Source organism: Serratia sp. JSRIV006 (assembly GCF_019968685.1).
Taxonomy (GTDB): Bacteria; Pseudomonadota; Gammaproteobacteria; order Enterobacterales; family Enterobacteriaceae; genus Chania; species Chania fonticola_B.
This window is the reverse complement of sequence record NZ_CP074137.1, coordinates 5,398,400-5,424,155: the sequence shown is the minus strand read 5'-3', so window position 1 is coordinate 5,424,155 and position 25,756 is coordinate 5,398,400. Positions and strand designations below refer to the sequence as shown.

The 25,756-nt window shown below is 54.7% G+C and carries 19 protein-coding genes; 12 read left to right on the top strand and 7 right to left on the bottom strand.

Annotated features, from left to right (window positions below; all coding sequences use genetic code 11):
• Positions 1 to 5: 5 nt before the first annotated feature.
• A complete protein-coding gene (locus KGP16_RS25090) occupies positions 6 to 1,442 on the bottom strand; it encodes a sugar porter family MFS transporter (RefSeq protein ID WP_021807415.1) in 1,437 nt (478 codons plus the stop codon).
• Positions 1,443 to 2,002: 560 nt separating this feature from the next.
• Here KGP16_RS25090 and KGP16_RS25085 point away from each other — a divergent pair.
• Both KGP16_RS25085 and iolB read left to right on the top strand, forming a co-directional pair.
• Positions 2,003 to 3,508 (top strand): CoA-acylating methylmalonate-semialdehyde dehydrogenase, encoded by a 1,506-nt coding sequence (locus tag KGP16_RS25085; protein ID WP_024482786.1) that lies wholly within the window; start codon positions 2,003 to 2,005, stop codon positions 3,506 to 3,508.
• A gap of 110 nt (positions 3,509 to 3,618) precedes the next feature.
• Positions 3,619 to 4,428, top strand: a complete 810-nt coding sequence (iolB, locus tag KGP16_RS25080; protein ID WP_021807417.1) for a 5-deoxy-glucuronate isomerase — start codon at positions 3,619 to 3,621, stop codon at positions 4,426 to 4,428.
• A 46-nt stretch (positions 4,429 to 4,474) separates the two neighbouring features.
• On the opposite strand, the gene KGP16_RS25075 is transcribed toward iolB, so the two are convergent.
• Together KGP16_RS25075 and iolC are read right to left on the bottom strand one after the other, a co-directional pair.
• Positions 4,475 to 5,311: a MurR/RpiR family transcriptional regulator gene (locus KGP16_RS25075; RefSeq protein ID WP_021807418.1), complete on the bottom strand. Its 837-nt coding sequence runs from the start codon at positions 5,309 to 5,311 to the stop codon at positions 4,475 to 4,477.
• Between the two features lie 207 nt (positions 5,312 to 5,518).
• Positions 5,519 to 7,459, bottom strand: a complete 1,941-nt coding sequence (iolC, locus tag KGP16_RS25070) for a 5-dehydro-2-deoxygluconokinase (RefSeq protein WP_218520169.1) — start codon at positions 7,457 to 7,459, stop codon at positions 5,519 to 5,521.
• A 593-nt stretch (positions 7,460 to 8,052) separates the two neighbouring features.
• On the opposite strand from iolC, the gene iolD reads away from it, so the two are divergent.
• From iolD to iolE, 3 genes are all read left to right on the top strand, one after another.
• Positions 8,053 to 9,993: a 3D-(3,5/4)-trihydroxycyclohexane-1,2-dione acylhydrolase (decyclizing) gene (gene iolD, locus KGP16_RS25065; protein ID WP_223500506.1), complete on the top strand. Its 1,941-nt coding sequence runs from the start codon at positions 8,053 to 8,055 to the stop codon at positions 9,991 to 9,993.
• Between the two features lie 109 nt (positions 9,994 to 10,102).
• Entirely contained in the window at positions 10,103 to 11,116 is a 1,014-nt protein-coding gene (locus KGP16_RS25060) for a Gfo/Idh/MocA family protein (protein WP_059199437.1), read from the top strand.
• A 61-nt stretch (positions 11,117 to 11,177) separates the two neighbouring features.
• On the top strand, positions 11,178 to 12,074 hold the full coding sequence (gene iolE / locus KGP16_RS25055) for a myo-inosose-2 dehydratase (RefSeq protein WP_021807422.1): 897 nt from the start codon (positions 11,178 to 11,180) through the stop codon (positions 12,072 to 12,074).
• Between the two features lie 72 nt (positions 12,075 to 12,146).
• Here iolE and KGP16_RS25050 read toward each other — a convergent pair whose 3' ends face one another.
• Complete coding sequence (locus KGP16_RS25050) at positions 12,147 to 12,644, bottom strand: GNAT family N-acetyltransferase (protein ID WP_021807423.1); 498 nt, start codon at positions 12,642 to 12,644, stop codon at positions 12,147 to 12,149.
• 387 nt (positions 12,645 to 13,031) lie between these two features.
• Here KGP16_RS25050 and KGP16_RS25045 point away from each other — a divergent pair, with 387 nt between their 5' ends.
• On the top strand, positions 13,032 to 13,727 hold the full coding sequence (locus KGP16_RS25045) for a pirin family protein (RefSeq protein WP_021807425.1): 696 nt from the start codon (positions 13,032 to 13,034) through the stop codon (positions 13,725 to 13,727).
• A 135-nt stretch (positions 13,728 to 13,862) separates the two neighbouring features.
• The gene (gene gntR, locus KGP16_RS25040; protein ID WP_071681484.1) at positions 13,863 to 14,858 is read left to right on the top strand and encodes a gluconate operon transcriptional repressor GntR; all 996 of its coding nucleotides are present in this window, start codon (positions 13,863 to 13,865) and stop codon (positions 14,856 to 14,858) included.
• A 36-nt stretch (positions 14,859 to 14,894) separates the two neighbouring features.
• On the opposite strand, the gene KGP16_RS25035 is transcribed toward gntR, so the two are convergent.
• Entirely contained in the window at positions 14,895 to 15,401 is a 507-nt protein-coding gene (locus tag KGP16_RS25035) for a gluconokinase (RefSeq protein WP_021807427.1), read from the bottom strand.
• Between the two features lie 305 nt (positions 15,402 to 15,706).
• On the opposite strand from KGP16_RS25035, the gene gntT reads away from it, so the two are divergent.
• Positions 15,707 to 17,023, top strand: a complete 1,317-nt coding sequence (gene gntT / locus KGP16_RS25030) for a gluconate transporter (RefSeq protein WP_021807428.1) — start codon at positions 15,707 to 15,709, stop codon at positions 17,021 to 17,023.
• Between the two features lie 43 nt (positions 17,024 to 17,066).
• Here gntT and KGP16_RS25025 read toward each other — a convergent pair whose 3' ends face one another.
• Positions 17,067 to 17,660 carry a YhgN family NAAT transporter gene (locus tag KGP16_RS25025; protein WP_181817540.1) on the bottom strand — a complete coding sequence of 198 codons (594 nt, stop codon included), beginning with the start codon at positions 17,658 to 17,660 and terminating at the stop codon, positions 17,067 to 17,069.
• Positions 17,661 to 17,862: 202 nt separating this feature from the next.
• On the opposite strand from KGP16_RS25025, the gene asd reads away from it, so the two are divergent.
• Entirely contained in the window at positions 17,863 to 18,969 is a 1,107-nt protein-coding gene (asd, locus tag KGP16_RS25020) for an aspartate-semialdehyde dehydrogenase (RefSeq protein WP_021181748.1), read from the top strand.
• A gap of 204 nt (positions 18,970 to 19,173) precedes the next feature.
• Here the strand turns inward: asd and KGP16_RS25015 are convergent, their stop codons facing one another.
• Positions 19,174 to 19,659 carry a heme-binding protein gene (locus tag KGP16_RS25015; RefSeq protein WP_021807430.1) on the bottom strand — a complete coding sequence of 162 codons (486 nt, stop codon included), beginning with the start codon at positions 19,657 to 19,659 and terminating at the stop codon, positions 19,174 to 19,176.
• 626 nt (positions 19,660 to 20,285) lie between these two features.
• Here KGP16_RS25015 and glgB point away from each other — a divergent pair.
• Genes glgB through glgC form a run of 3 tightly spaced genes read left to right on the top strand, consistent with a single transcriptional unit; the run spans position 20,286 to position 25,744 of the window.
• Complete coding sequence (gene glgB, locus KGP16_RS25010; RefSeq protein WP_094982404.1) at positions 20,286 to 22,469, top strand: 1,4-alpha-glucan branching protein GlgB; 2,184 nt, start codon at positions 20,286 to 20,288, stop codon at positions 22,467 to 22,469.
• The gene (gene glgX, locus KGP16_RS25005; protein WP_223500504.1) at positions 22,469 to 24,454 is read left to right on the top strand and encodes a glycogen debranching protein GlgX; all 1,986 of its coding nucleotides are present in this window, start codon (positions 22,469 to 22,471) and stop codon (positions 24,452 to 24,454) included. The genes glgB and glgX overlap by 1 nt, the downstream gene beginning before the upstream one ends.
• 12 nt (positions 24,455 to 24,466) lie before the next feature.
• Complete coding sequence (glgC, locus tag KGP16_RS25000; protein ID WP_094982402.1) at positions 24,467 to 25,744, top strand: glucose-1-phosphate adenylyltransferase; 1,278 nt, start codon at positions 24,467 to 24,469, stop codon at positions 25,742 to 25,744.
• Positions 25,745 to 25,756: the final 12 nt, after the last annotated feature.

The following is a 25,756-nucleotide window of genomic DNA, read 5'->3' as shown; positions in this document are numbered from 1 at the left end:
GGGCTTTAGGCTTTGCCATCTTCTGCCGTGACGATTTCAGATAGCGGTTGGCGATAGCGTTTTGCCATCACGACGTCTTCCATTCTTTCCAGTGAAACGCCCTTGGTTTCTGGAATAAAGCGGGCAATAAACCAATAGCTGAACAGGCAGCAGGCGGCAAACACCCACATTGGGAACGCCCCGTGGAAGGTGGAGAACAGATAAGGTTGGTCATTGATCATCGGGAAGCTCTGGGCCACGACGAAGTTGGCCAGCCACATACAGCCAACGGCAATGCTCATCCCCTGTGAACGCATGCGGTTGGGGAAGATTTCGGAAACCAGCACCCAGGCACCCACGCCCCATGACATGGCGTAGAACACCATAAAGAACAGCATGCCAAACAGCGCAAAGTAGCCAGTTGCCTGGGTATACAAGGCATAAGAGGTGATCAGCAGACCAACGATGGTGCCCAGGGTGCCCCAGCGCATCAGTGGAATACGGCCTAAGCGATCCATCAACATCGCGCCGATCACCGAGCCGACCAGTTGCAATACGCCGATCCAGATGGTCTGGAACAGGGCTTCTTGCGCGTTTTCGGTCACGGTTTTCAGCACCACCGGGGCGTAATACATCATGACGTTAACCCCCGTCACCTGTTGCAGCATGGCGATCATACAGCCGACAAACAGAATGAAGCGTACGCGCACGTCGCCATAATTCAGCTTTTGCTTGCGGTGCTGCTCGTCCTGGCGAAGCGACTCCTTGATTTCTCTCAAAACGCTTTTAGCATGCTCAGCATTTGAAACTCGGGTCAGCATGGCTAAAGCCTGATCGTCGCGGCCTACCATTACGCTCCAGCGTGGTGATTCGGGGATGACAAAGACCAAGGCGGTGAACAGCAGGCAGGGGATCACCTCTGAGCCAATCATCCAGCGCCAGCCCATCTCAATCAGCCAGGCTTCGCTGGCATAGCTGGCAATCTTGAAGTTAACGTAAAAAATCACGATCTGACCGAACACGATGGCGAACTGCTGCATGCTGAGCGCCCGGCCCCGCATATCCTTCGGTGAGACTTCTGACATGTACATGGGGGATACCGTTGCGGCCAGCCCGACGGCGAGACCCCCGATGATGCGATAGATAACAAACCAGGTGAAGGTGGTGGCCAAAGCGGCACCGACTGCAGAGACGGTAAACAGGAGGGCGGCGACCACCAGGGCCTTTTTTCGGCCATAGCGCCCGGCCAGCGGCCCAGCGCCGAAGGCACCGACCACGCAGCCGATCACTACGTTGGACACGGCCCAGCCGGTTTCTGCCGGGCTGAGGTCAAAGTAGGCTTTAAGGGCCTCGATAGCGCCAGAAATCACGGCGGTGTCATAACCAAACAGAATGCCGCCGAGTGCCGCAATCCCGCAGATACGCAGAATATACCCAGTATTGTGTTTACGCTGATGTGACATATGTTGCTCCGATTTTTATCCAGGCTTCTGCCTACTTAAGTGACTTGTAGGGGGTAGGGAGGCAGAAGGGTGAACCGTGCCTGTCATCAAGGCGGTGTTTTTCAGGGGGCCTTTGGCAGACAAGAACATTTATTTCATATTTAGTGAATAATGAAATATTGATTTTTAGATCCAGTTCAAAAAATTGAGCATAAATAGGGCAAATGTTCTGCCCGATTTGCATAGCAGATTGGAAAATTGACTCCTCCAGGCGGGCAAGTGTATCTGTTTAAAAAATAGAGATTACTGCGTAAGGCCACGCAGCTGGCGGATCGCGGATAGCATCGTTTGCCATCATCCGCTCTGCCTACGGGAATGGCAAATTTGCGATCGGCGGCACTAAAAACAAATTTTCTAAAAACTTTTATTTGAAACTTTTTTTTCAATAGAATAGAGTTTGATTCATCTGGTCAGGATTTAATCTGCCTGTGGGCCGTACTCTTGCAGACGGCACGATGAACGTCACGGTATGCGGCAATGCTTCAGGTCGTGGCGATAGCGGACTTAAAAGAGGGTGAAACATGAAAACCGTGGGTAACTTTATTGGTGGGCAGGTTTGCCTGAGCAGCAGTAATCAAACCGTCGACGTGCACAATCCGGCTAGTGGCCAGGTTGAACGCCGGGTGACGCAGAGCACCGCCGCCGAGGTGAAACAGGCTATTGATGTCGCCCATCAGGCATTTACCGACTGGGCGCGTACCACGCCGCTGCGCCGGGCGCGTATCATGTTCAATTTCAAAGCATTGCTAGAGCAGCACCGCGAAGAGTTGGCGCAACTGATCGTCAGTGAACATGGCAAAGTCTATTCCGATGCGCTGGGTGAATTGACCCGTGGCATGGAGGTGGTGGAGTTTGCCTGCGGTATTCCGCACCTGATCAAAGGGGAATACTCACCGGATGTCGGCACCGGCGTGGACAGTTTCTCGTTGATGCAGCCACTGGGTGTTGTGGCCGGGATCACGCCGTTTAACTTCCCGGCTATGGTGCCGATGTGGATGTTCCCTATCGCGCTGGCCTGTGGTAATACCTTCGTCTTGAAGCCTCCGGCGTTGGTGCCTTCGGCCTCCGTGCGCCTGGCAGAACTGCTGAAAGAGGCGGGCCTGCCGGATGGGGTGTTCAACGTCGTGCATTGTGGCAATGAAGAGGCCTCGCAGCTATGCACCGATCCACGCATTCAGGCGGTGAGCTTCGTTGGCTCATCTACGGTTGCAGAGCATATTTACACCACCGCCAGTGCGCATGGCAAGCGTGTACAAGCCTTTGGGGCCGCCAAAAATCAGGCTATCGTCATGCCGGATGCGGATCTGGATGCCACGGTCAATGCGCTGATGGGAGGGGCATTTGGCTCGGCCGGTGAACGTTGCATGGCGCTGCCGGTGGCCGTCGTGGTTGGTGATAGCACCGCGGATAAACTGATTGCCAAACTCAAACCGCTGATCGCCCAACTGCGGGTTGGCCCCGGCATGCAGCAAGGCGGCGAGGAAAATGAAATGGGGCCGTTGGTCTCATCCGCCCATCAGAAAAAAGTGCTGGGGTACATTGATATTGGCGTTAAAGAGGGCGCAACGCTGGTGGTCGATGGCCGCGATTATCAGGTGCCGGGTTATCCAGAGGGTTACTACGTGGGCGGCACCCTGTTCGACAACGTACAACCTGATATGCGCATCTATCGCGAAGAGATCTTTGGGCCGGTGTTGGGCATTGTGCGTGTGGCCGATTACCAAACGGCCATCGATACGGTGAACAGCCACGAGTTTGGTAACGGCAGCGCCATTTTCACCAATAACGGCCACTATGCTCGCCAGTTTGTGCATGAGGTTCAGGCGGGGATGGTGGGGGTTAACGTGCCGGTACCGGTGCCGATGGCTTTCCACAGCTTTGGCGGCTGGAAACGTTCAGTATTCGGTGCGCTTAACGTACATGGCACTGACGGAGTGCGATTCTATACCCGCATGAAGACGGCCACCGCACGTTGGCCAACCGGCCAGCAAACGGTATCCGAATACAGTATGCCAACGCTGGGCTAAACCGCAGCCAGGTATGCCGAGGCCGTTATTCCATCGGGATAGCGGCCGTTGTCGCTGGTATCAATGCATTGCAGCCACACTCACAAGCACGGGATTTAAGGAGCATTGTCATGTCATCATTACTTGCGAAATGTCAGCAACCGGATGCGCAGGGGCGTATTCAGTCCGTCACCCCGGAAAATGCCGGCTGGCGTTTTGTCGGGTTTGAGGTCTATCGGTTAGCGGCCGGGCAGTCGTTGCGGTTGGAGAGTGGCGACAAGGAGCTTTGCCTGGTGCTGGTGGCGGGAATTGCCTCTGTGGTAACGCAACGAGCGGAGTATCCACACATTGGTAAGCGGATGAGTCCGTTTGAGCGCACTCCACCTTACTCCGTTTATGTACCGCATCACGACCATGCTGAAGTCCGGGCAGAAACCGATCTGGAATTGGCGGTATGCAGTGCACCGGGTAACGGACATCTGCCTTCACGCTTGATCACCCCGGCAGACGTCGGCGTGGAGCGGCGGGGTAAAGGCCGTAACCAACGGCTGGTACACAATATTCTGCCTGATAGCCAACCGGCTGACAGCCTGCTGGTGGTTGAGGTTTATACCGACGAAGGCAATACCAGCTCCTACCCAAGCCATAAGCACGACCAGGAAAACTCGCCGGACGAAACCTACCTGGAAGAAACCTATTACCACCGTCTTAACCCTGAACAAGGGTTCTGCCTGCAACGTGTCTATACCGACGATCGTTCGCTGGATGAGTGTATGCCGGTCTATAACCGCGATGTGGTGAAAGTGCCGCGCGGTTACCATCCGGTGGCAACCCTGGCCGGATATGACAATTACTATCTCAATGTGATGGCGGGGCCGGTACGCCTGTGGAAGTTCACCTGGGAAAAAGATCACGCCTGGATCAACAGCGAGAGCTATTGATACTGACAAGGTAGGGGCCGCCGCACACTGCGGCCCTTTTCGAATATTACAGCTCTTTGGCGTTATTCAGTGCCAATGATACCGCCAGCGTCTGTGCCAGACACATGGAGGCCACCTGCGAGCGGAAACCATCTACCTGCGCTTCGCGCACTACAAAACAGACATCGCTGAAGGCGGCAAGCGGGCTGACCTGGCTGTCGGTAATGGCGATCAGCTGTGCGCCCTGCTTGGCACCCAACTCCACCAGTTCTACCGCTTCTTTGGCATAAGGCGAATAGCTTATGGCGATCACCACGTCCTTGGGCTTCACCATGCTGAGCTGTTCGGTAAACATCCCGCCTAACCCGTCGATCAGGAAGGCGCGCCTTTCCAGGTGGCGCAGGGCATAGGTGAGATATGAAGCCACGCTGAACGAGCGGCGCAGGCCGATCACATAGATATTTTCCGCGCTATTCAGCAGCTCTACCGCCCGATCCAACTGCTCGGCACTGGTTTGCATCGCCAACTGTTGCAGCGCCTGCGAGTTGACCATCGTAAACACGTTAAGGATTTCTGCCGGCTTTTCCGGGGCAACGCTGTCGTCGGTAGAGGTTTGGCGGAACAGGCGTGCGCGCTCGGTATAGTTCACCGTTTCTTCCATCAGATGCTGGCGGAAAACCTGCTTCATTTCGTTGAAGCCGCTAAAGCCAAAGGCGTTGGCGAAACGGATCAGGGTAGATGGCGGCACGCTGGCCTGTGCGGCGATGGAGGCAACGGTATCGAAAGCAATGCTGTTACTGTTATCCAGAATGTATCGTGCTACCTGTTTCAAGCGCTTGCTCAGCGTTTCATAACGGCGGCGGATCTCGTCCTGTAACAGCGAAAGTTGAGTTGGGTTAGTCATCCATTCGGCTCGCAGTATTGGCTGAGGCGTATTGGGTATACGCTGAAGATATTGTCCGGTTATTCTAACAGATGGAGTGGACATTTCATTTCTACAAAAAGCGATTTATTTCGTCGCCAGTTGCGTTACTTCACAGAAAATGGGCAAAAAAATCCCCTTAAAGCAGCGAAAATCACTTTAAGGGGCAGGTTCATTAACAACGCCAGCTTAACTCCGGCTGGTTTTACTCGCAGGCTGCGGGCGATATTGCCGCCAGAAACCGATCAGCGTCAGGTATTTCTGTTTCACCTGTTCGACCAGCCCGAGGTCATCGATCTCACCTTGTAGCCAAAGGCGTGAAGAAGTGCCAAAAATGGTGCGGCCAACCGCGAAACCTTTTACCCAGTGGGCATCTGCGGCTGCGGCGAACCCGGCTTTCAGCGTTTCCTGTGGGGAGTCTAGCCCGAGGATCAGCACCCCGCGGCAGAATGGGTCGTGAGTTTCAATCAATTCCCCCACTTTTTGCCAGTTGGCGGCACTCAGCGGCGGCAATTTCCACCAGTCTGGCAGAACGCCCAACCGGTAGAAATGTTCCATCACCTGCAGATAGTTGCGCTCGTCTTTGTCGGCATGACCTTCTGGCAAAATGACTTCCAGCAACAGCTCATGGCCCGATTTGCAGCAGCCACGATACACGTCAACGATCAGCTCATCCTGCTCACGGCGCAGCGTTTCGGCATCCTGTGGATGATAAAATACCAGGCATTTGACCACGTGCTCTTGGGGCCAGTCGATCAGCTGCGAGCCAATGTTGCCGTGCTCCAAACGCAAAGGGCGGGAGCTCGGCAACTCCACCGGGCGGCCAATCCACCAGCCTTGGCCAGTAATGGCATTCAACGCCGCCTGGCCGTAGGTAGTATCTGCCAGAATACCGCTGTTGCCGTGTAACCCCGCTTCGGCAGCTGCAGCCTGTGCGGCGGCCAACAATAACGTTTTTAACTGTGGGATCCGCTCTGTACTCACTCCTGCCTCTCGCGCCATTTCTGCCAACTGCTTGCGATGATCAAAGGCAAATACGCACAGTTCCGGCCACTGCTGTTTACGTGTGGTAACGCGGTGTAAATGGTTCAGACGGGCATCCAGATCCGGGCGTTTCACCTCTTGTTCGCGTTGCAGGTAATCGTCCAGCTCCAGCTTGGTCGGCATCGCGGGGGCGCAGCCGTGGCGTGACACTACCAGCGCACCGCAGGCATTGGCGTAACGGCAGGCCTGCTCCCAACCCTCATCATTAAGATAGCCACGTAGCAGGCCAGACATAAAGGCATCACCCGCGCCGAGCACGTTTAAAACGTCAACGCGAACGCCAGAATGCAGTTTGACTTGCTGCCAATCTGTGGGGATATCCCCTTCAAATACCGAGCACCCCTGCGCCCCTCGCTTGCACACCAACGTGGCCTGGGTGACCTTACGGACGTTTTGCAGCGCGACCAGCGTATCGGTGCTGCCGCCAGCGATATGGAACTCTTCTTCAGTCCCCACGATGAGATTGAAATGGTGCAGAACTTCCTGCAACTCGCGGGTCACCTTTTCCGATTCGATAAAGCGGGTCTCGCCATCGCCTAACGAGGTCAACCCCCACAGCACTGGCCGATAATCGATATCCAACGCGGTACGCAGCCCGTGGCGGTGGGCGTATTCCAACGCTTGAAGTACCGCTGCGCGCGTTTTGGGATGGGAAAGGTGGGTGCCGGTGATCGCCAGGGCCCGTGATGATGCGATGTAGTTTTCATCGATATCTTCGGGTGTCAGCGCCATGTCGGCACAGTTTTCGCGGTAGAAAATCAGTGGGAAGGTTTCCTGATCCTTGATGCCCAGGATCACCAGGCCAGTCAGGCGCTGCTTATCGGTGATCAGACTCTGCGTGTCCGCGCCGACGCGCTGGAGTTCTTCACGCAGAAAGCGGCCCATGTGCTCATCCCCTACGCGAGCCAGCATGCCGGATTTTAACCCTTGGATCGCGGTGCCATAGGCCACGTTGCCGGAGGAGCCGCCAAGATATTTGGCGAATGAGCTGGCATCTTCCAGGCGTGCGCCGATTTGTTGAGCATAGAAATCGACAGCGATGCGCCCGAGGCAAATGACATCAAGCTGCTTTTGTTGTGTGGCCATACCCGTTTCCTTCTGTCATTAAGCAAAACCGATTGCGACCCGGTAAAGGAGCTAAGTAGGAAGCATGGTTCGAAGTATGAGGAATAAAAATTTCAATTTCAATACGAAATGAAATTTACACCCCGTAAACGTGATGCATTTAAAAGCAGCCTATAACGGACGGCCTGCCGATCTGGCATATTATTATTGATATAACAGTACATTGCGGAAATTTCCTGCACAAGCGAGCGCCATCTTGATGGTTGCTGGTTCGATCGGCGAGTGAGCGCATCGATCGAAAGAGAGTGATGATGAATTTATACTTAATCAATTGAATTATATAAATAACTTAAGCTTGGGTGGTTTGGTAATATGCGATCTTTATCGCAAAATGAAATGTTTTTTCTGTATTGATATTTTATGAAAAATATATTTGTTTATAATCAATGCACGTTTCAAACCGCTTATTGCATGAGCAGTGTGTAACAACCCAGACAAGATTATCACTGCTTTTGTGTAACGACGTCAGCGCTACGCCACCGGCTACACCTGTCTGCTCGCACACCACCATCTGCAGCAGGCTCGGGATAACGCCAAATGAAAGGGTGAGTAAAATGGGTAAGATCAAGTTGACCATGGCACAGGCGTTGGTCAGATTTCTCGACAACCAGTACCTGCTGGTAGACGGTGTCGAAACCAAATTCGTCAAGGGTATCTTCGCCATTTTCGGCCACGGTAACGTACTCGGCCTGGGGCAGGCTCTGGAGCAAGACTGTGGCGATCTGCTGGTGCATCAGGGGCGCAATGAACAGGGAATGGCGCATGCCGCTACCGGGTTTGCCAAGCAGAAGCTGCGCCAGCAGATCTACGCTTGCACTTCTTCCATCGGCCCCGGCGCAGCCAATATGATTACCGCTGCGGCCACTGCCACGGCTAACCGCATTCCTTTACTGCTGCTACCGGGCGATGTGTACGCCTCTCGCCAGCCCGATCCGGTATTGCAACAGATCGAACAATCCTACGATTTAAGCATCAGTACCAACGACGCATTTCGCGCTGTCAGTAAATATTGGGATCGCATTGTGCGCCCAGAACAGCTGATGAGCGCCTGCATTAATGCCATGCGTGTGCTGACCGATCCGGCAGAAACTGGTGCCGTCACGCTTTGCCTGCCGCAGGACGTTCAGGGCGAAGCCTACGATTACCCAGACTATTTCTTCCACAAACGGCTGCATCGCCTTGAGCGCCGTCCGGCCAGCCAAGAATCTCTGGCAGAGGCTTTGGCGTTGGTGGTGGGTAAACGCAAGCCGTTGATAATCTGCGGTGGCGGGGTGAAGTATTCGCAGGCTGGGCAGGCGTTGCAGCAGTTTGCTGAACGCTTCCATATTCCGTTTGCCGAAACTCAGGCTGGTAAAGGTACGGTGCTTTCCGCTCATCCTTATAACGTGGGGGGCATCGGTGAAACCGGCTGTCTGGCGGCCAACACGCTGGCGAAGCAGGCAGACCTGGTGATCGGCATCGGTACCCGTTACAGCGATTTCACCACCTCGTCCAAATGGCTATTCCAAAATCCGGATGTGGCCTTCCTTAACATCAACGTCAGCGCGTTTGATGCTGGCAAGCTGGACGGTCTGCAAGTCTTGGCAGATGCCCGTGCGGCTCTGGCCTCTCTCAGCCCGCTGTTGGCTCAGGCGGATTATCGTGCTGATTGGCAAGACACTATCAGCAAGGCGCTTGGCGAACAGCAGAAAGAGACCGAGCGTGTCTATCAAGTGACCTATACCGGCGAAGGCTTTGTGCCGGAAGTCGACGACAGCCTCGATCGTGAACAGGTGTTTGCCGAGTTTATCGAAAAAACCGGCTCCGTATTAACCCAAAGCCGAGTGCTGGGGGTGCTGAATGAGCATTTACCGCAGGACAGCGTCATCGTTGCCGCCGCTGGCAGTTTGCCGGGCGATTTGCAGCGAGTGTGGCAAAACCGGGGTGAGCACGGCTATCACGTGGAATACGGCTACTCCTGTATGGGCTATGAGGTTAACGCCGCGTTAGGCGTCAAGCTTGCGGAGCCGCAGCGCGAAGTTTACGCCATGGTGGGGGATGGGGCGTTCATGATGCTGCATTCTGAGCTGGTCACCTCGATCCAGGAAGGTTGCAAAATCAACGTGGTGTTGTTCGACAACATGACCAACGGCTGTATCAACAACCTGCAGATAGGGCACGGCATGGTGAGCTACACCACCGAGTTCCGCTTCCGTAATCCGCAAGGCAACAAACTGGATGGCAAGCTCGTTCCGGTTAACTTTGCCATGTTGGCGGCGGCCTATGGTTGCAAAACCTACAGCATTACTACAGAACAACAGCTGATCGATGCGCTGGCAGATGCCCGTAAGCAACAGGTTTCCACTCTGCTCGATATCAAAGTGCTGCCAAAAACCATGGTCCACAACTATCTCAGTTGGTGGCGCGTGGGGGGGGCCCAGGTGGCTGAAAGTGAAAAAATTATTGCCGTCGCCCGCAAGCTGCAGGAGAACATCGATAAAGCCCGCGACTACTGATAACGCAATGCCTTGGCAATCGTAGGTGCGGCGGAGAACGCCGCGCATAAATAATCCGATCTACTTCAGACCTTGCGTCTGCCGTTTACAGTCCACGAGGATAACGAAAATGACATTGAACATTGGGGTTATTGGTACCGGTGCTATTGGTAGGGATCATATCCGCCGTTGCAGCCAGGTGTTGCAGGGTAGCAGAGTGGTTGCGGTGAATGACATCAATCGGGACAGCGCGGCCAAGGTGGTCAGCGAACTGAAACTGGACGCCAAGGTTTATGACAATGCTCACGATCTGATCAACTCCTCAGACGTCCAGGCGGTGTTGGTCACGTCATGGGGGCCGAGCCATGAAGAGTTTGTGCTGGCCGCCATTGCTGTGGGTAAACCCGTGTTTTGCGAGAAACCGCTGGCGGTCACGGCACAGGGTTGCAAAAACATCGTGGATGCCGAAGCCAGGCATGGCAAACGCCTGGTACAGGTGGGCTTTATGCGCCCTTACGATCAGGGCTACCGGGCGCTGAAACAGGTACTAACCAGCGGCCAGATCGGCGAACCGCTGATGCTGCATTGTGCCCACCGTAATCCAAGGGTCGGTGAAGCCTACACCACGGATATGGCCATTACCGATACGCTCATTCACGAGTTAGACGTGCTGCGTTGGCTGCTGGACGATGATTACGTCTCGGTGCAAGTAGTGTTCCCACGCAAGAGCAGCAAAGCCCTGCCGCATTTGAGAGACCCGCAGATTGTGCTGATGGAAACGGCCAAGGGCACCCGTATTGACGTCGAAATTTTTGTTAACTGCCAATACGGCTACGACATTCAGTGTGAGGTGGTGGGGGAAACCGGCATTGCCAAGCTACCAGAACCTTCCGCGGTGCAAATGCGCAGCGGTGCCAAACTGTCCACCGAGATCCTGGTCGACTGGAAAGACCGCTTTATCGGTGCCTATGATGTTGAACTGCAAGCCTTTATCAATGACGTTCAGGCCGGCAATCTCACCGGGCCTTCTGCTTGGGATGGCTTTGCCGCTGCGGTGGCGGCGGATGCCTGTATCGCCGCGCAGACCAGTGGTGAAGTGGTGCCAGTGACCTTGCCTGCCCGTCCTGGCTTCTATGGTAAATAACTTTCTTGGCCAAGCCGGTGGGAAAGATAGCCGGTAAGTGCCAACATGACTGAGGCTGAAAATGAACAAAGACCACGTAAAGCTGGCAATCGCCCCGATTGGTTGGACGAATGACGATATGCCTGAGTTAGGGGACGAGAACACGTTCCAGCAGTGCGTCAGCGAAATGGCGCTGGCCGGGTTCACCGGCAGCGAAGTGGGCAGCAAATACCCGCGCGATCCCAAGGTGCTGAAGCCGATGCTGGATATCCGCGGGATCCAGATCTGTAATGCCTGGTTCAGCACGTTTTTTGCCGATGGGCTGAAGGAAAAGACTATCGATGAGTTTATTAACCACATGAATTTCCTGCATGCAATGGGGGCCAAAGTGATTGGCTGCTCCGAGCAGAGCAAGAGCATTCAGGGCACCACCAAGGCGGTATTTGAAGAGAAGCCCTATTTTAGCGATGAAGAGTGGCAGCGGGTGGCGCAGGGGTATAACGAGCTGGCGAAAATTGCCGCCGGAAAGGGGATGCAGGTCTGCCTGCACCATCATATGGGCACGGGCATCCAGACCACCGAAGAGATAGACCGCTATATGAGTATGGTGAACGACGATGTTTACCTGCTGTTTGATACCGGGCATGCCTATTACTCCGAAGGCAGCCAACAGGCAATGTTGGCAATCCTGGAGAAATACCTGCCGCGCATCAACCATGTGCACTTGAAAGACGTGCGTGACGAGGTGGTGGCAGAGGTTAAGGCCAAGCGCCTGAGCTTCCTGGACGGGGTGAAAAAAGGCACCTTCACCGTGCCGGGGGATGGCGTGATCGATTTCCGGCCGATATTCAAGCTGTTGGATGAGCGTGGCTATAAGGGATGGATGGTGGTGGAGGCCGAGCAGGATCCGGCGCTGGCCAATCCTTTTGAATACGCTGTGAAAGCACGCCGCTATATTCGCGAAACGGCCGGGCTTTAAGTTAGTTGTTGGTTTGCTGAGTCTAACTGGTGGGGCGTTGGTATTAGCGCCCCACCTACAAAGCAGTTCTGATTACGGGGTTTTAAACCGAGCCATATGATAAGCATCCACCAACTCGCCATCGCGCATGGCAAAGCGGCGGCTGGTGCCTTCAATCTCAAAACCGAACTTACGATACAGCGCAATGGCACCCTGATTGTCGGTGAATACCGTGAGCTCAATGCGCTCAATACCGGCCCAGTTGTCGCAGATATCGATCATCGCCTGCATCAGCGCGCTGCCAACGCCTTTGCCGTGGTAACCGGCATCCACGCTGATGCCAATAGTGGCCACATGGCGGCGGCGCACCCGCTGATTGAGTTCCACGAACAGCTGCCCCACCACGCGATCGTCAATGCAGGCCACCATGTTGTAGGTTCCGGGTTGCACGTTAGCAATACGTTGCTGCCACATGGCTTTTGACGGTAGCGGTAGTTGTAGCGTGTCACGGTAAACGGCCGGGTGGGAATATAGCTGGTGCAAGGCTTCAGCATCGTTACTTTCCACGTGACGAACTACAATCTCGCTCATTCTTTCCTCTCTTTGGCGTTTACCGTTTGAATAACCTCCCAAATTATCCGTTTACTCCCCTGAGTCAATATAATTTCCCATTGGTCAAAAAAACGCTTTACAGGTGCGAATGATAATGATTATTATTGTCATGCGTTCAGAGAGAGTATCAACCTTTGATACTGTTTGCTGAAGGCACGACATTGCTCACATTGCTTCCAGTGTTTACTTAGCCAGCTCGGGTGCTGGCTTTTTTTTTGCCCAAATTCAGCGGCTAAACCATCCCACAAATCCTTTGCTACGTGCTGGCAAACTCCACCTAATTTTTTGAACAGAGGGGTGAGATTTTTGCGCTTTCATATTCCTCCGTCAGGTCTAGACTGTAGAAAACGTTGAGGAGAGTTGAATATGATTTATTTACGTAAGGCACAAGATCGCGGTCATGCCAATCATGGTTGGCTCGACAGCTGGCACACTTTCTCATTTGCTGACTATTACGATCCCGACTTTATGGGGTTCTCGGCGCTGCGAGTGATCAACGAAGACGTGATTGATGCAGGCCAGGGGTTCGGTACTCATCCCCATAAAGACATGGAAATCCTGACCTACGTGCTGAGCGGCACGGTGGAGCATCAGGACAGCATGGGCAACAAAGAACAGATTAATGCCGGTGAGTTCCAGATCATGAGTGCAGGGACCGGTGTGCGTCACTCTGAGTACAATGCCAATAGCGATCGGCCATTGCATCTCTACCAGATCTGGATTATTCCGGATCAGGTTGGGCTGGAGCCACGTTATGAACAACGGATGTTTGATGCGCCTCAGGGCCGCCAGTTGGTGCTGTCGCCAGACGCCCGTGAAGGTTCGCTGAAGGTGTTCCAGGATATGACGTTGTCTCGCTGGGCGCTGAAGAAAGACGAGCAATCGGTTTATCCAATCCAGGCAGAACGCCGCGTTTGGATCCAGGTGGTGCATGGCAATGTCTCTATCAATGGCCACAAAGCAGGTATTAGCGATGCGTTTGCCATCTGGGATGAGACAGCACTGTCTATCCATGCTGATGAAGACAGCGAGATTTTACTGTTCGATCTGCCGCCGGTGTGATGACAAAGTAATGGCGAGGGCTTGGTGCAATGCCGGGCCCTTTTTTGTGTCTGCTGGCCGGATAACCAACAATATCGGAAAGGCGTTTTATTTGCTAAAATGGCCGCCCATTCACGGTTAGCCAGTTCAGTGATAATGAAGAAAAAACGGCCGGTGCTTCAAGATGTTGCAGATCAGGTTGGCGTCACCAAAATGACGGTGAGCCGCTATTTGCGCAATCCCGATCAGGTTTCTGCCGCTTTACAGCAAAAAATTGCGGTAGCGCTGGACGAACTTGGCTACATTCCCAATCGTGCCCCGGATATCCTTTCCAATGCGACCAGCCGGGCAATTGGCGTGTTGCTACCGTCGCTGACCAACCAGGTATTTGCCGAAGTGTTGCGGGGTATCGAAAGCGTTACCGATGCACACAACTATCAAACCATGCTGGCGCACTACGGCTATCTGCCGGAGCGTGAGGAAGAGCGTCTGACGTCGCTGTTTTCTTATAACATCGATGGGTTGATCTTGTCCGAACGCCACCATACCCCACGTACCCTGAAGATGATTGAAGTTGCAGGCATTCCAGTGGTGGAGCTGATGGACTGTGTGTCACCCTGTATCGATCTGGCGGTCGGGTTCAACAACTTTGAAGCGGCCCGCCAAATGACCCAGCAGATCATCGCTCGCGGCCATCGTCATGTGGTGTACTTTGGCGCGCGTCAGGATGAACGCACCATTATCAAACAGCAGGGCTACGAACAGGCCATGCGTGAGTCTGGTCTTGAAGCCTACAGCATCATGACCTCACGTTCTTCTTCCTATTCGGCCGGTGGTGAGATGTTGCGCGAGGCGCAGCGAGATTATCCGCAGGTTGACAGTATCTTTTGTACCAACGATGACTTGGCGATCGGTGCGGCATTCGAGTGCCAGCGCCAGGGGTTATCTATCCCGCAGGATATGGCGATTGCCGGTTTCCACGGCCACGATATCGGCCAGGTGATGGTACCAAAGCTGGCGAGTGTGCTGACGCCGCGTGAGCATATGGGGCAGATCGCCGCTGAGCGCCTGTTGGCACGGCTGCGTGGAGAGGTTGTTTCCCCACGTATGGTGGACGTGGGCTTCACCGTGGCACCCGGTGGCAGCATCTGAACCTGGGCGCAACAGCCAGCGCCCAGCACGGCTAACTTATTGCTTTAGCGCTGCAACACAGCGGCCAACTACGCCTTCAACGTCGGTATCGATATCCACGCAAATCACATCTTTTTCGTCGGCCCCTGGCTCTTCTAATGCCTCAAACTGACTTTTTAGCAGCTCGGTGGGCATAAAATGCCCAGAGCGGGCTTGCAGACGGGCCAGGATCGTCTCGAAGCTGCCTTTTAGATAGATAAACACCATATTGTCATTGTCTTTGCGTAGCAGATCGCGATAGCGGCGCTTTAGTGCCGAGCAGACAATAATCCCGCTCTCGTTCTTGTGATTAAGGCTGTACGCGGCGTCGTTGAGGCGTTGCAGCCAGGGCGCGCGGTCCTCGTCATTCAGCGGCTGGCCGCTGGCCATCTTCTGGATATTGGCGCGTGGATGCAGATCGTCGCCATCGATAAATTTTGCCTTGATTTCCCGTGCTACCGCCGCGCCAATCGTGGATTTGCCGCTGCCGGAGACGCCCATCAGGATGATGCTTTTTCCCGCCATAAGTTTGATCTCTATCTCAGAATGCGAATTTTGCTGGGTTACCTGGTTCCGGATCTTATCATGTTACCGGTATCATGATACGGGTAACAAATGGAGATGTGATTGTCATCACACAGCACAGAACAGGGAACATGCCCGGCGTTTTCATGTCGCCACGTGGCGGGCTGCAATCTGCATCCATTGGCTACCACTGTACTCAGCTGCCTACTTAGACCACCAGGATAGGGTCGTACAATAAAACAAAGCACCTTCTTTCGCTGCCGTTGCGTAAAGAGGCCAAGTGATAAAAGGGTTGGAGAAAAATTATGCCACTAGTGATTGTTGCCATCGGCGTAGCCATGCTACTGCTGCTGATGATCCGCTTTAAGCTGAACGGCTTTATCTCGTTGATTCTGGTCGCTCTGGCGGTTGGTATCATGCAGGGAATGCCGGTAGACAAAGTGATTGGTTCTATCAAGGCCGGCGTGGGCGGAACGCTGGGCGGTCTGGCGCTGATCATGGGCTTTGGTGCCATGCTCGGTAAGCTGCTGGCGGACTGTGGTGGTGCGCAGCGGATTGCGACCACGCTGATCGACAAGTTCGGTAAACAGCATATCCAATGGGCCATCGTGCTGACCGGTTTTACCGTCGGTTTTGCTCTGTTCTACGAAGTGGGCTTCGTGCTGTTGCTGCCTTTGGTGTTTACCATTGCTGCCTCTGCACGTATCCCGCTGCTGTATGTCGGCGTGCCGATGGCTGCGGCGCTGTCCGTTACCCACGGTTTCCTGCCGCCACACCCAGGCCCAACAGCCATTGCTACCATTTTCCATGCGGACATGGGTAAAACCCTGTTGTATGGCACCTTGCTGGCAATCCCAACCGTGATCCTGGCAGGCCCGGTGTATGCCCGCTTCCTGAAAGGTATCGATAAGCCGGTTCCAGTCGGTCTATATAACCCAAAAACCTTTACCGAAGAAGAAATGCCTGGGTTTGGCGTCAGCGTAGCGACTGCACTGGTGCCGGTGATCCTGATGGCGTTGCGTGCCGTGGCGGAAATGGTGTTGCCAAAAGGCCACCCGATCTTGGCTTACGCCGAGTTCTTTGGTGACCCGGTAATGGCAACGCTGATCGCGGTGCTGATCGCCATCTTTACCTTCGGCCTGAACCGTGGCCGCACCATGGACGAAGTGATGGGCACCGTCAGCGACTCCATCAAAATCATCGCCATGATGCTGTTAATCATCGGCGGTGGTGGGGCGTTCAAACAGGTGCTGGTGGACAGCGGCATTGAGCAATACATTGCTGGTATCATGCATGGCAGCAATGTGTCACCGATCCTGATGGCCTGGTCAATTGCCGCAGTGCTGCGTATTGCACTGGGTTCCGCGACCGTAGCGGCAATCACCGCCGGGGGCATTGTGGCTCCGCTGATTGCTACCACCGGGGCTAGCCCGGAGCTGATGGTTATCGCCGTTGGTTCGGGCAGCGTGATTTTCTCTCACGTAAACGATCCAGGCTTCTGGCTGTTCAAGGAGTATTTCAACCTGACCATTATGGAAACCATCAGGTCCTGGTCCGTGTTGGAAACCATCATTTCAGTCTGTGGCCTGATTGGCTGCCTGCTGTTGGCGATGGTGGTTTAAGTCTTAACGGCGGGGCGCAGCAATCTCTGCTGCGCCCTGACTGCTAAAGGTTCAGATAGGCCCGAACGCCGTCCAGGAACATCTGGGTGGACAGCATCACCAGAATCAACCCCATCAGTCGTTCCAGTGCACTCACCCCTTTGCTACCCAGTAACCGCAGGAACACGTTCGACATCAGCAGGATCGCCGCCGACAATCCCCAGGCAATCAGCAAGGCCACGACCAGATGCGAAATCTGGTTGGGGTACTGGTGTGAAAGTAACATCAAGGTTGCCAGAATCGACGGCCCGGCCACTAACGGAATAGCGAGCGGCACCAGGAAAGGCTCCTCTCCTGCGGAAAGATCGCTGCCGCTGCCCTCCTGCGAAGGGAAAATCATCTTGATAGCGATCAGGAACAGGATTATCCCGCCGGAGATCGACACGGTTTCGGTGCGCAGGTTGAGGAACGCCAAAATATGTTCGCCCGCGAACAGGAAAATCAGCATCAATATCAAGGCTATCAGCAACTCGCGGATCACCACCGCCCGGCGACGGCGCGGTTCCAGGTGTTTCAGCACCGACATGAAAATCGGCAGGTTACCCAGCGGATCCATAATTAAAAACAGCAACACCGTTGCCGCAATCATTTCTGTCATTTAAGGCCTCAAAATCAGAAAAAACGACGGATATAAGCGGCGTTACTGAGAATTGCCTGCTCATTGAATAAATTCACTTTGCGCTCGCGCCGACTTTTTGTAAGGTGGGTAGATATTGCACACAACATATAACTTAACTCTATCTCATATCCTTCCTGAAAGGGTATAGAGCATAGCCATCCTCCAAGGCAGGACAGTAAATATGAAAAACGTTGGTTTCATTGGTTGGCGTGGTATGGTCGGCTCGGTTCTCATGCAACGCATGACTGAAGAGCGCGATTTTGACGCCATTCGCCCGGTATTCTTCTCCACTTCGCAGCTCGGTGCTGCCGCCCCGGCTTTCGGTGGCCAGCAGCAAGGTACGCTGCAAGATGCGTATGATGTCGAAGCATTAAGCGCTCTCGATATTATTATTACCTGCCAGGGCGGCGATTACACCAATGAAATCTATCCAAAGCTGCGGGCTGCCGGCTGGCAGGGCTATTGGATTGATGCGGCCTCTTCTCTGCGTATGAAAGACGAGGCGATTATCATCCTCGACCCAGTGAACCATGCGGTGATCCAGGAAGGGCTGAACAAAGGCATCAAGACCTTTGTTGGCGGTAACTGCACCGTCAGCCTGATGCTGATGTCGCTGGGCGGCCTGTTTGCCAATGACTTGGTGGAGTGGGCCTCTGTTGCCACCTACCAGGCTGCCTCTGGCGGGGGCGCGCGCCATATGCGTGAGCTGTTGACCCAGATGGGCATGCTGCATGCGGATGTAGCGAAGGAGTTGCAGGACCCGGCCTCGGCGATCCTGGACATCGAACGTAAAGTCACGGAGGCCACCCGTTCCGGTAAGCTGCCAACCGATAACTTTGGCGTTCCTCTGGCAGGTAGCCTGATCCCTTGGATCGACAAGCAGCTGGATAACGGCCAAAGCCGCGAAGAGTGGAAAGGCCAGGCGGAAACCAACAAGATCCTCAGCACCTCAAGCATCATCCCGGTTGATGGTTTGTGTGTGCGCGTCGGTGCGCTGCGCTGCCACAGCCAGGCATTTACTCTGAAGCTGAAGAAAGACATCCCGCTGCCGGAAATCGAGCAACTGTTGGCCACGCACAACGACTGGGTACGGGTGATCCCGAACGACCGCGAACTGACCATGCGCGAGCTGACGCCTGCTGCCGTAACCGGTACTTTGAACACGCCAGTTGGCCGTCTGCGCAAGCTGAATATGGGGCCGGAATACCTCTCCGCCTTCACCGTTGGCGATCAGCTATTATGGGGCGCGGCCGAACCCCTGCGCCGCATGCTGCGTATCCTGCTGTAGGATATTTAGTTGCGTTGCATGAAGGATCACTAAGCTGCAAAAAACCGATAGCCCGCATAAAAGCGGGCTTTTTTATGTGGATAGCATTACTAAAACGCACATTTAGATTATCCCCAAGACCGTACTTTGGGGACAGGTCGATTGGCGGCAACGTAATGCAGGGGCCATGTTGGCGGTATATCATTGAAACCGCGGCCCATCGTGTTATTTCGTCAGCACCTTTTCTAATGCGGTAAGCGCGCATTGCTGATCAAGGTGTCCACCCGGTGCGCCGCCTACCCCAATAGCGCCAACGACTTCTTCACCGCTTTTCACCGGTACGCCACCGGCCAACAATAAAAATCCAGGGATATCACGCAGATTTTCTGCCCCGGCGTTGGTCTGGGCATTTTTCATCACATTTTCGGTAGGGTTTTTGGTGGTCAGCGCGGTAAATGCTTTCATCCGGCTGGCTTCCACCGTATGAGGACCCGCGTTATCCATCTTCTTAATAACCAGAGGAATACCGGCGCGGTCTACCACGGTAACGGCAACATTGTAGTTATTGGCGCTACAGGCCTGGATGGCACTTTGCGCCAACTTATCAGCCAATTCGAGGGAGAGATTCTTTTCGGTCAGAATGCCACTGGCTGCACTGGTGAATGACAGCATACTGCTAAATAAAATGGCGGATGAGATTATACGTTTCATCTTGGCTTGCTCCTGAATAGACCTTTGGTGTAACAAAGAGAATAGAGGGTGTCATTGAAGCAATCCATTGTCTTGATTACCTACTTGGCTAGGTGTTTTTACTGAGTAAGGGGATATGCAACCCTGTGAAAGGGTTGGAGCGTTGTTTGATCTGACGTTCGGTGAGCCCCAACACTGTATGTTACTGCTATAACCTTGAACTTCCTTGAGGCTGATCTCTTTCAGCCCTCCAATGTGCTGTTTTCCACATTTCTGGTCTCAATTGCTGTAGCAGTAAAGGCGATGCAGGCAAGGTGACGTCACGCCTGTCGTATATCAGACGCGGCCAGCGAAGGTTGCCCGCTCCGCCGGTTTTCCGGCTGAAAATTTTCCTTGGTAATGTCACCGTGTTTTTAGCAGACATAGCTATGCTTATTAGGTGGATGAAAAGTTTTCCATCAATGGTGAAAATTCGCCTAAAAATTAAGCATAAAGAGCGAAACTGCGAGCATGAAGGCGATCGATTAATCAATAACCGACTGAAATCACGCTTTAGGTAGCAAATGAATTGCATGATAGGTGCAACGGCTGCTTTTTGTTCAGCGTAGCCTTTTAAAAGTCATGCTCTTAATCAAAGGAAGAATGCTATGCCTGTACTTCCCGAACGTGACGTGATCAATCAGCTCATCTCCGGTCACTATGCCGATCCCTTTTCCTTGCTCGGCATGCATGTAACCGAAAACGGACTACAGATTTGTGCGCTGTTGCCGGATGCGGGCACCGTGTGGCTGGTAGAGAGTAAAACCGGTAACCGTCTGGTTCAGCTCAATTGCGATGACGCTCGTGGTTTTTTCAGCGCTCTCGTACCGCGTCGTAAAACCCCTTTCCGCTATCAGCTTGAAGTCAGCTGGCGCGACCATCAACAACTTCTCGAAGACCCTTACCGTTTTGGCACCCTGCTGCAGGATATTGACAGTTGGCTGCTGGCCGAGGGCACCCATCTGCGGCCTTATGAGCGGCTGGGGGCGCATCCTGGCTCGTTGGATAATGTGGATGGGGTCAGCTTTGCCGTTTGGGCACCGAATGCCCAGCGCGTGTCGGTAGTGGGGGAGTTCAACTTTTGGGATGGACGGCGTCATCCCATGCGCCTGCGTAGAGAGAACGGGATTTGGGAGCTGTTTTTACCGGGCGTGAAGGCCGGGCAACTGTATAAATACGAGATTATCGATTGTTACGGCAACGTGCAGCTGAAAGCCGATCCTTATGCTTTCGAAGCGCAGATGCGGCCGGAAACGGCCTCGTTGATCACACCGCTGCCTGCGGTGGTGGAAAATACGCCGGAAAGGCAGCGGGCCAATGACTTTGACCGTCCGATTTCCATCTATGAAGTGCACCTGGGCTCCTGGCGCCGCCATACCGACAATAATTTCTGGCTCAGCTATCAAGAACTGGCCGAGCAACTGATCCCCTACGTTAAATATATGGGTTTCACCCATATTGAACTGTTGCCGATCAACGAGCATCCGTTCGACGGCAGCTGGGGCTATCAGCCGTTGGGAATGTATGCGCCAACCCGCCGTTTTGGCACGCCAGCGGAGTTCAAGGCTTTTGTCGCCGCGGCTCATGATGCCGGGATCAACGTGATCCTGGATTGGGTGCCGGGGCATTTCCCCAGCGATGCCCATGGCCTGGCCAACTTCGACGGCACCGCGCTGTATGAATATGCCGATCCTCGCGAAGGATTCCATCAGGACTGGAACACGCTTATCTACAACTATGGCCGCCACGAGGTGCGTAACTACCTGGCGGGAAATGCGTTTTACTGGCTGGAGCGCTTTGGTATCGACGCCCTGCGCGTCGATGCGGTGGCGTCGATGATTTACCGTGATTACAGCCGTGCCGACGGTGAGTGGGTGCCGAACTACTATGGCGGCAATGAGAACCTGGAAGCGATCTCCTTCCTGCGTTACACCAACCAGACGCTGGGCAAAGAGCGGCCAGGGGCGGTGACGCTGGCGGAAGAATCCACGGATTATCCGGGCGTTACTCTACCGCCAGATGCCAACGGCTTAGGCTTCCACTACAAGTGGGATCTCGGTTGGATGCATGACACGCTGAATTATATGAAGTGCGATCCGGTGCACCGTAAATACCATCACAACCTGATGACCTTCGGAATGCTTTACGCCTATACCGAAAACTTCGTGCTGCCGATTTCGCACGACGAAGTGGTGCATGGCAAAGGCTCCGTGTTGGATCGGATGCCGGGAGATGCCTGGCAGAAATTCGCCAACCTGCGGGCCTATTACGGTTTTATGTGGGCGCACCCGGGCAAAAAACTGCTGTTTATGGGCAGCGAATTTGCTCAAGGGCGTGAATGGAATTTCGATAACAGTCTGGACTGGCATCTGCTGGATGGATTGGACGGTTGGCACCACGGCGTGCAACGGCTGGTACGCGATCTCAACCACTGCTACCAGGAGAATGCGCCGCTGTATGAGCGCGATTATCGTCCAGATGGTTTTGAATGGCTGGTAGTCGACGATCACGATAACTCGGTATTTGCCTTCGCACGCTACGACTCGCAGGGCAATGAGCTGATTGCCATCAGCAACTTTACCCCGGTGCCGCGCCCCCATTACCGTATCGGTATTGGGCGCGCTGGCGAATATCAGGAGATCCTCAATACCGATTCACACCATTATCACGGCAGCAACGCGGGTAATCAGGGGCGGGTGATTTCGCAGCCGATCGGCAGCCACGGTCGTGAACATTCGATCAGCGTGATGGTGCCACCGCTGGCTACGGTTTATCTGCGGCGGGAGGTTTGATGGTAGAGCTGACGCCGGGTCTTGCCGCGCCTTTAGGGGCTTATTACGACGGTAATGGCATCAACTTTACCCTGTTTTCTGCGCATGCCACTCAGGTTGAGCTGTGCCTGTTCGATGCGCAATATCGTGAAACACGCCTGCCGTTGCCTGCCCGCAGCGGTGATATCTGGCATGGATATCTGCCAGGGGGCGAGTTGGGGCAACGTTATGGTTTTCGGGTGCATGGCCCATTTGAGCCGCATCTTGGGTTGCGCTTTAACGCCAACAAGCTGTTGCTCGATCCGGCGGCGCGGGCAGTCGAAGGGCCGGTTGCCGACCATGTGCATTTGCATGGGGGGTACGATCAACCGGACCCGCAAGACAGCGCCCCGTTGATGCCAAAATGCATAGTGATCGACGAAAGCTACGATTGGCAAGACGATCGCCCGCCAGCCACCCCTTGGGGCAAAACGGTGATCTACGAAGCCCACGTCCGGGGGCTGACGTTAACGCACCCGGAGATCCCGGCCGTATTGCGTGGCAGCTTTGCCGCTCTTGGCCACCCGGCGATGATTGCCTACTTCAAGCGGTTGGGGATCACGGCGCTTGAGCTTTTGCCGGTGCAACAGCACACCACGGAACCGCGTTTGCAGCGCCTGGGGCTGATCAATTACTGGGGATACAACGTGCTGGCTCCTTTCGCGCCAGACAACCGCTACAGCAGTTTGAGCACCGGGACGACGCCGCTGCGTGAGTTCCGCGATGCGGTGAAAGCGCTGCACCGGGCGGGGATCGAAGTGATTCTGGACGTGGTGTTCAACCACAGTGCAGAGCTGGATGTGGATGGGCCAACGCTGTCGCTGCGCGGTATCGATAACCCCAGCTACTACTGGCTAACCCCTGACGGTGGCTACGATAACCTCACCGGCTGTGGCAATACGCTGCGGTTGGATCAGCCGGCGGGCGTGGCGTGGGTGATGGATTGCCTTCGCTTTTGGGTTCGGGAGTGCCATGTCGACGGTTTTCGCTTCGATCTTGGCACCGTGTTAGGCCGTACACCGGCGTTTGACCGCGATGCACCGCTGTTTCAGGCGATGCTGGCGGACGATACGTTGGGGCGCTGCAAACTGATCGCCGAGCCCTGGGACATTGGCCCGGGCGGCTATCAGGTTGGCGCGTTTCCAGGCCGTTTTGCTGAGTGGAATGACCATTTCCGTGACGATATCCGCCGTTTCTGGCTGCGGGGCGATCTGTCACTGGGTCAGTTTGCCCAGCGTTTTGCTGCCTCCAGCGAGGTATTCAACCAACGTGGGCGCGCGCCTTATGTCAGCATCAATATGCTGACGGCCCACGACGGATTTACCTTGCAGGATGTAGTGAGTTTCAAGGAGAAACATAACCAGCCTAACGGAGAGGGAAACCGTGATGGCAGCGACCAAAACTTTAGCTGTAACCACGGGGTTGAAGGCCTGATTGCCGACGAAACCGTTTTGCAACGCCGCCAGGCCAGCCAGCGAGTACTGCTTGCCACGCTGCTTCTGGCACAGGGGACACCGATGCTGCTGGCCGGTGATGAGCACGGAAATAGCCAGCAAGGCAACAACAATGCTTACTGTCAGGATAACGCAACCACCTGGCTCGACTGGGCCAATGCGGATGAGTCACTGACCGCCTACACCGCCGCGCTGATCCGCTTGCGCCAGCAAATTCCTGCTTTGCAGGCAGACCGCTGGTGGCAGGAGGGAGACGGCAGCGTGCAGTGGTTAAACGCGCAGGGGCAGCCGCTCAGTGCGCAACAGTGGGAACAGGGCGATCGCTGCTTGCAGATCCGCCTGTCGCAACGCTGGCTGATGGTGATCAACGCCACCCAGCAGACCGTTGAGATGACGTTACCCGAGGGTGATTGGCAGGTTGTCGCCCCCTTTACTCAGGAAGATTCACGGGCGGTTCTACCCGCCTGGTGCCAGGTTGCGCATTCGCTTTGCGTGCTGGTAGAGAAAAATTAAAAGGAGTCAGTTATGGTTAAGCACGAAAATAAAGACCCTCTGATGTTGGCGCGCCAACTGCCGAATAAATCCGTTGCCCTGATATTGGCAGGCGGCCGTGGCTCGCGTTTGAAAGATTTAACCTCTACCCGCGCCAAGCCAGCCGTTCACTTCGGTGGCAAGTACCGCATCATCGATTTTGCCATGTCCAACTGCCTGAACTCAGGGATCCGCCGTATGGGGGTGATCACTCAGTATCATTCCCATACGTTGGTGCAGCATATTCAGCGGGGCTGGTCGTTCCTGAACGAAGAGATGAATGAGTTTGTCGATCTGCTGCCTGCCCAGCAGCGCCTCAGCACCGAACACTGGTACAAAGGCACCGCAGATGCGGTCTACCAGAACCTCGACATCATTCGCCGCTATGAAGCGGAATACGTGGTGATCCTGGCAGGCGACCATATTTATAAAATGGACTACTCGCGCATGCTGATCGACCACGTCGAGAAGGGAGCGCAGTGTACGGTGGCCTGTATTCCGGTACCGCGCAAGGAAGCCAGCGAGTTTGGCGTGATGAAGGTGGACGATAACGACCTGATCCTCGAATTCCTGGAGAAGCCAGCCAATCCGCCGGCCATGCCTGGCAACCCGGATATGTCACTGGCCAGCATGGGCATCTATATTTTCAACGCCAGCTACCTCTTCCAACTGCTGGAAGAGGATATGTCGACTCCTGACTCCACCCACGATTTCGGTAAGGATCTGATCCCCAAAATTACCGCGCAGGGTGCTGCCTGGGCGCATCCGTTTACGCTTTCCTGTGTGGGGTGTGGTCCCGATCTGCCGCCATATTGGCGTGATGTCGGGACCTTGGAAGCCTACTGGCGCGCCAACCTCGATCTGGCTTCGGTCACGCCTGAGCTGGATATGTACGACCGCTCCTGGCCGATCCGTACCTATATGGAGCCACTGCCACCGGCCAAATTTGTGCAAGATCGTTCCGGCAGCCATGGCATGACCATGAACTCGCTGGTGGCTGGCGGGTGCATTGTCTCCGGTTCGGTGGTGGTGCATTCAGTGCTGTTCTCGCGAGTACGGGTGAACTCCTTCTGCACTATCGACTCTTCTGTATTACTGCCCGATGTCAACGTTGGCCGCTCCTGCCGCCTGCGCCGCTGCATTATCGATCGCGCCTGCCATATTCCCGAAGGCATGGTGATTGGTGAAAACGCCGAGGAAGACAGCAAGCGCTTTTACCGTTCGGAAGAGGGCATCGTGCTGGTAACGCGCGAAATGTTGGCAAAACTGTAGCCATTCCGGCTG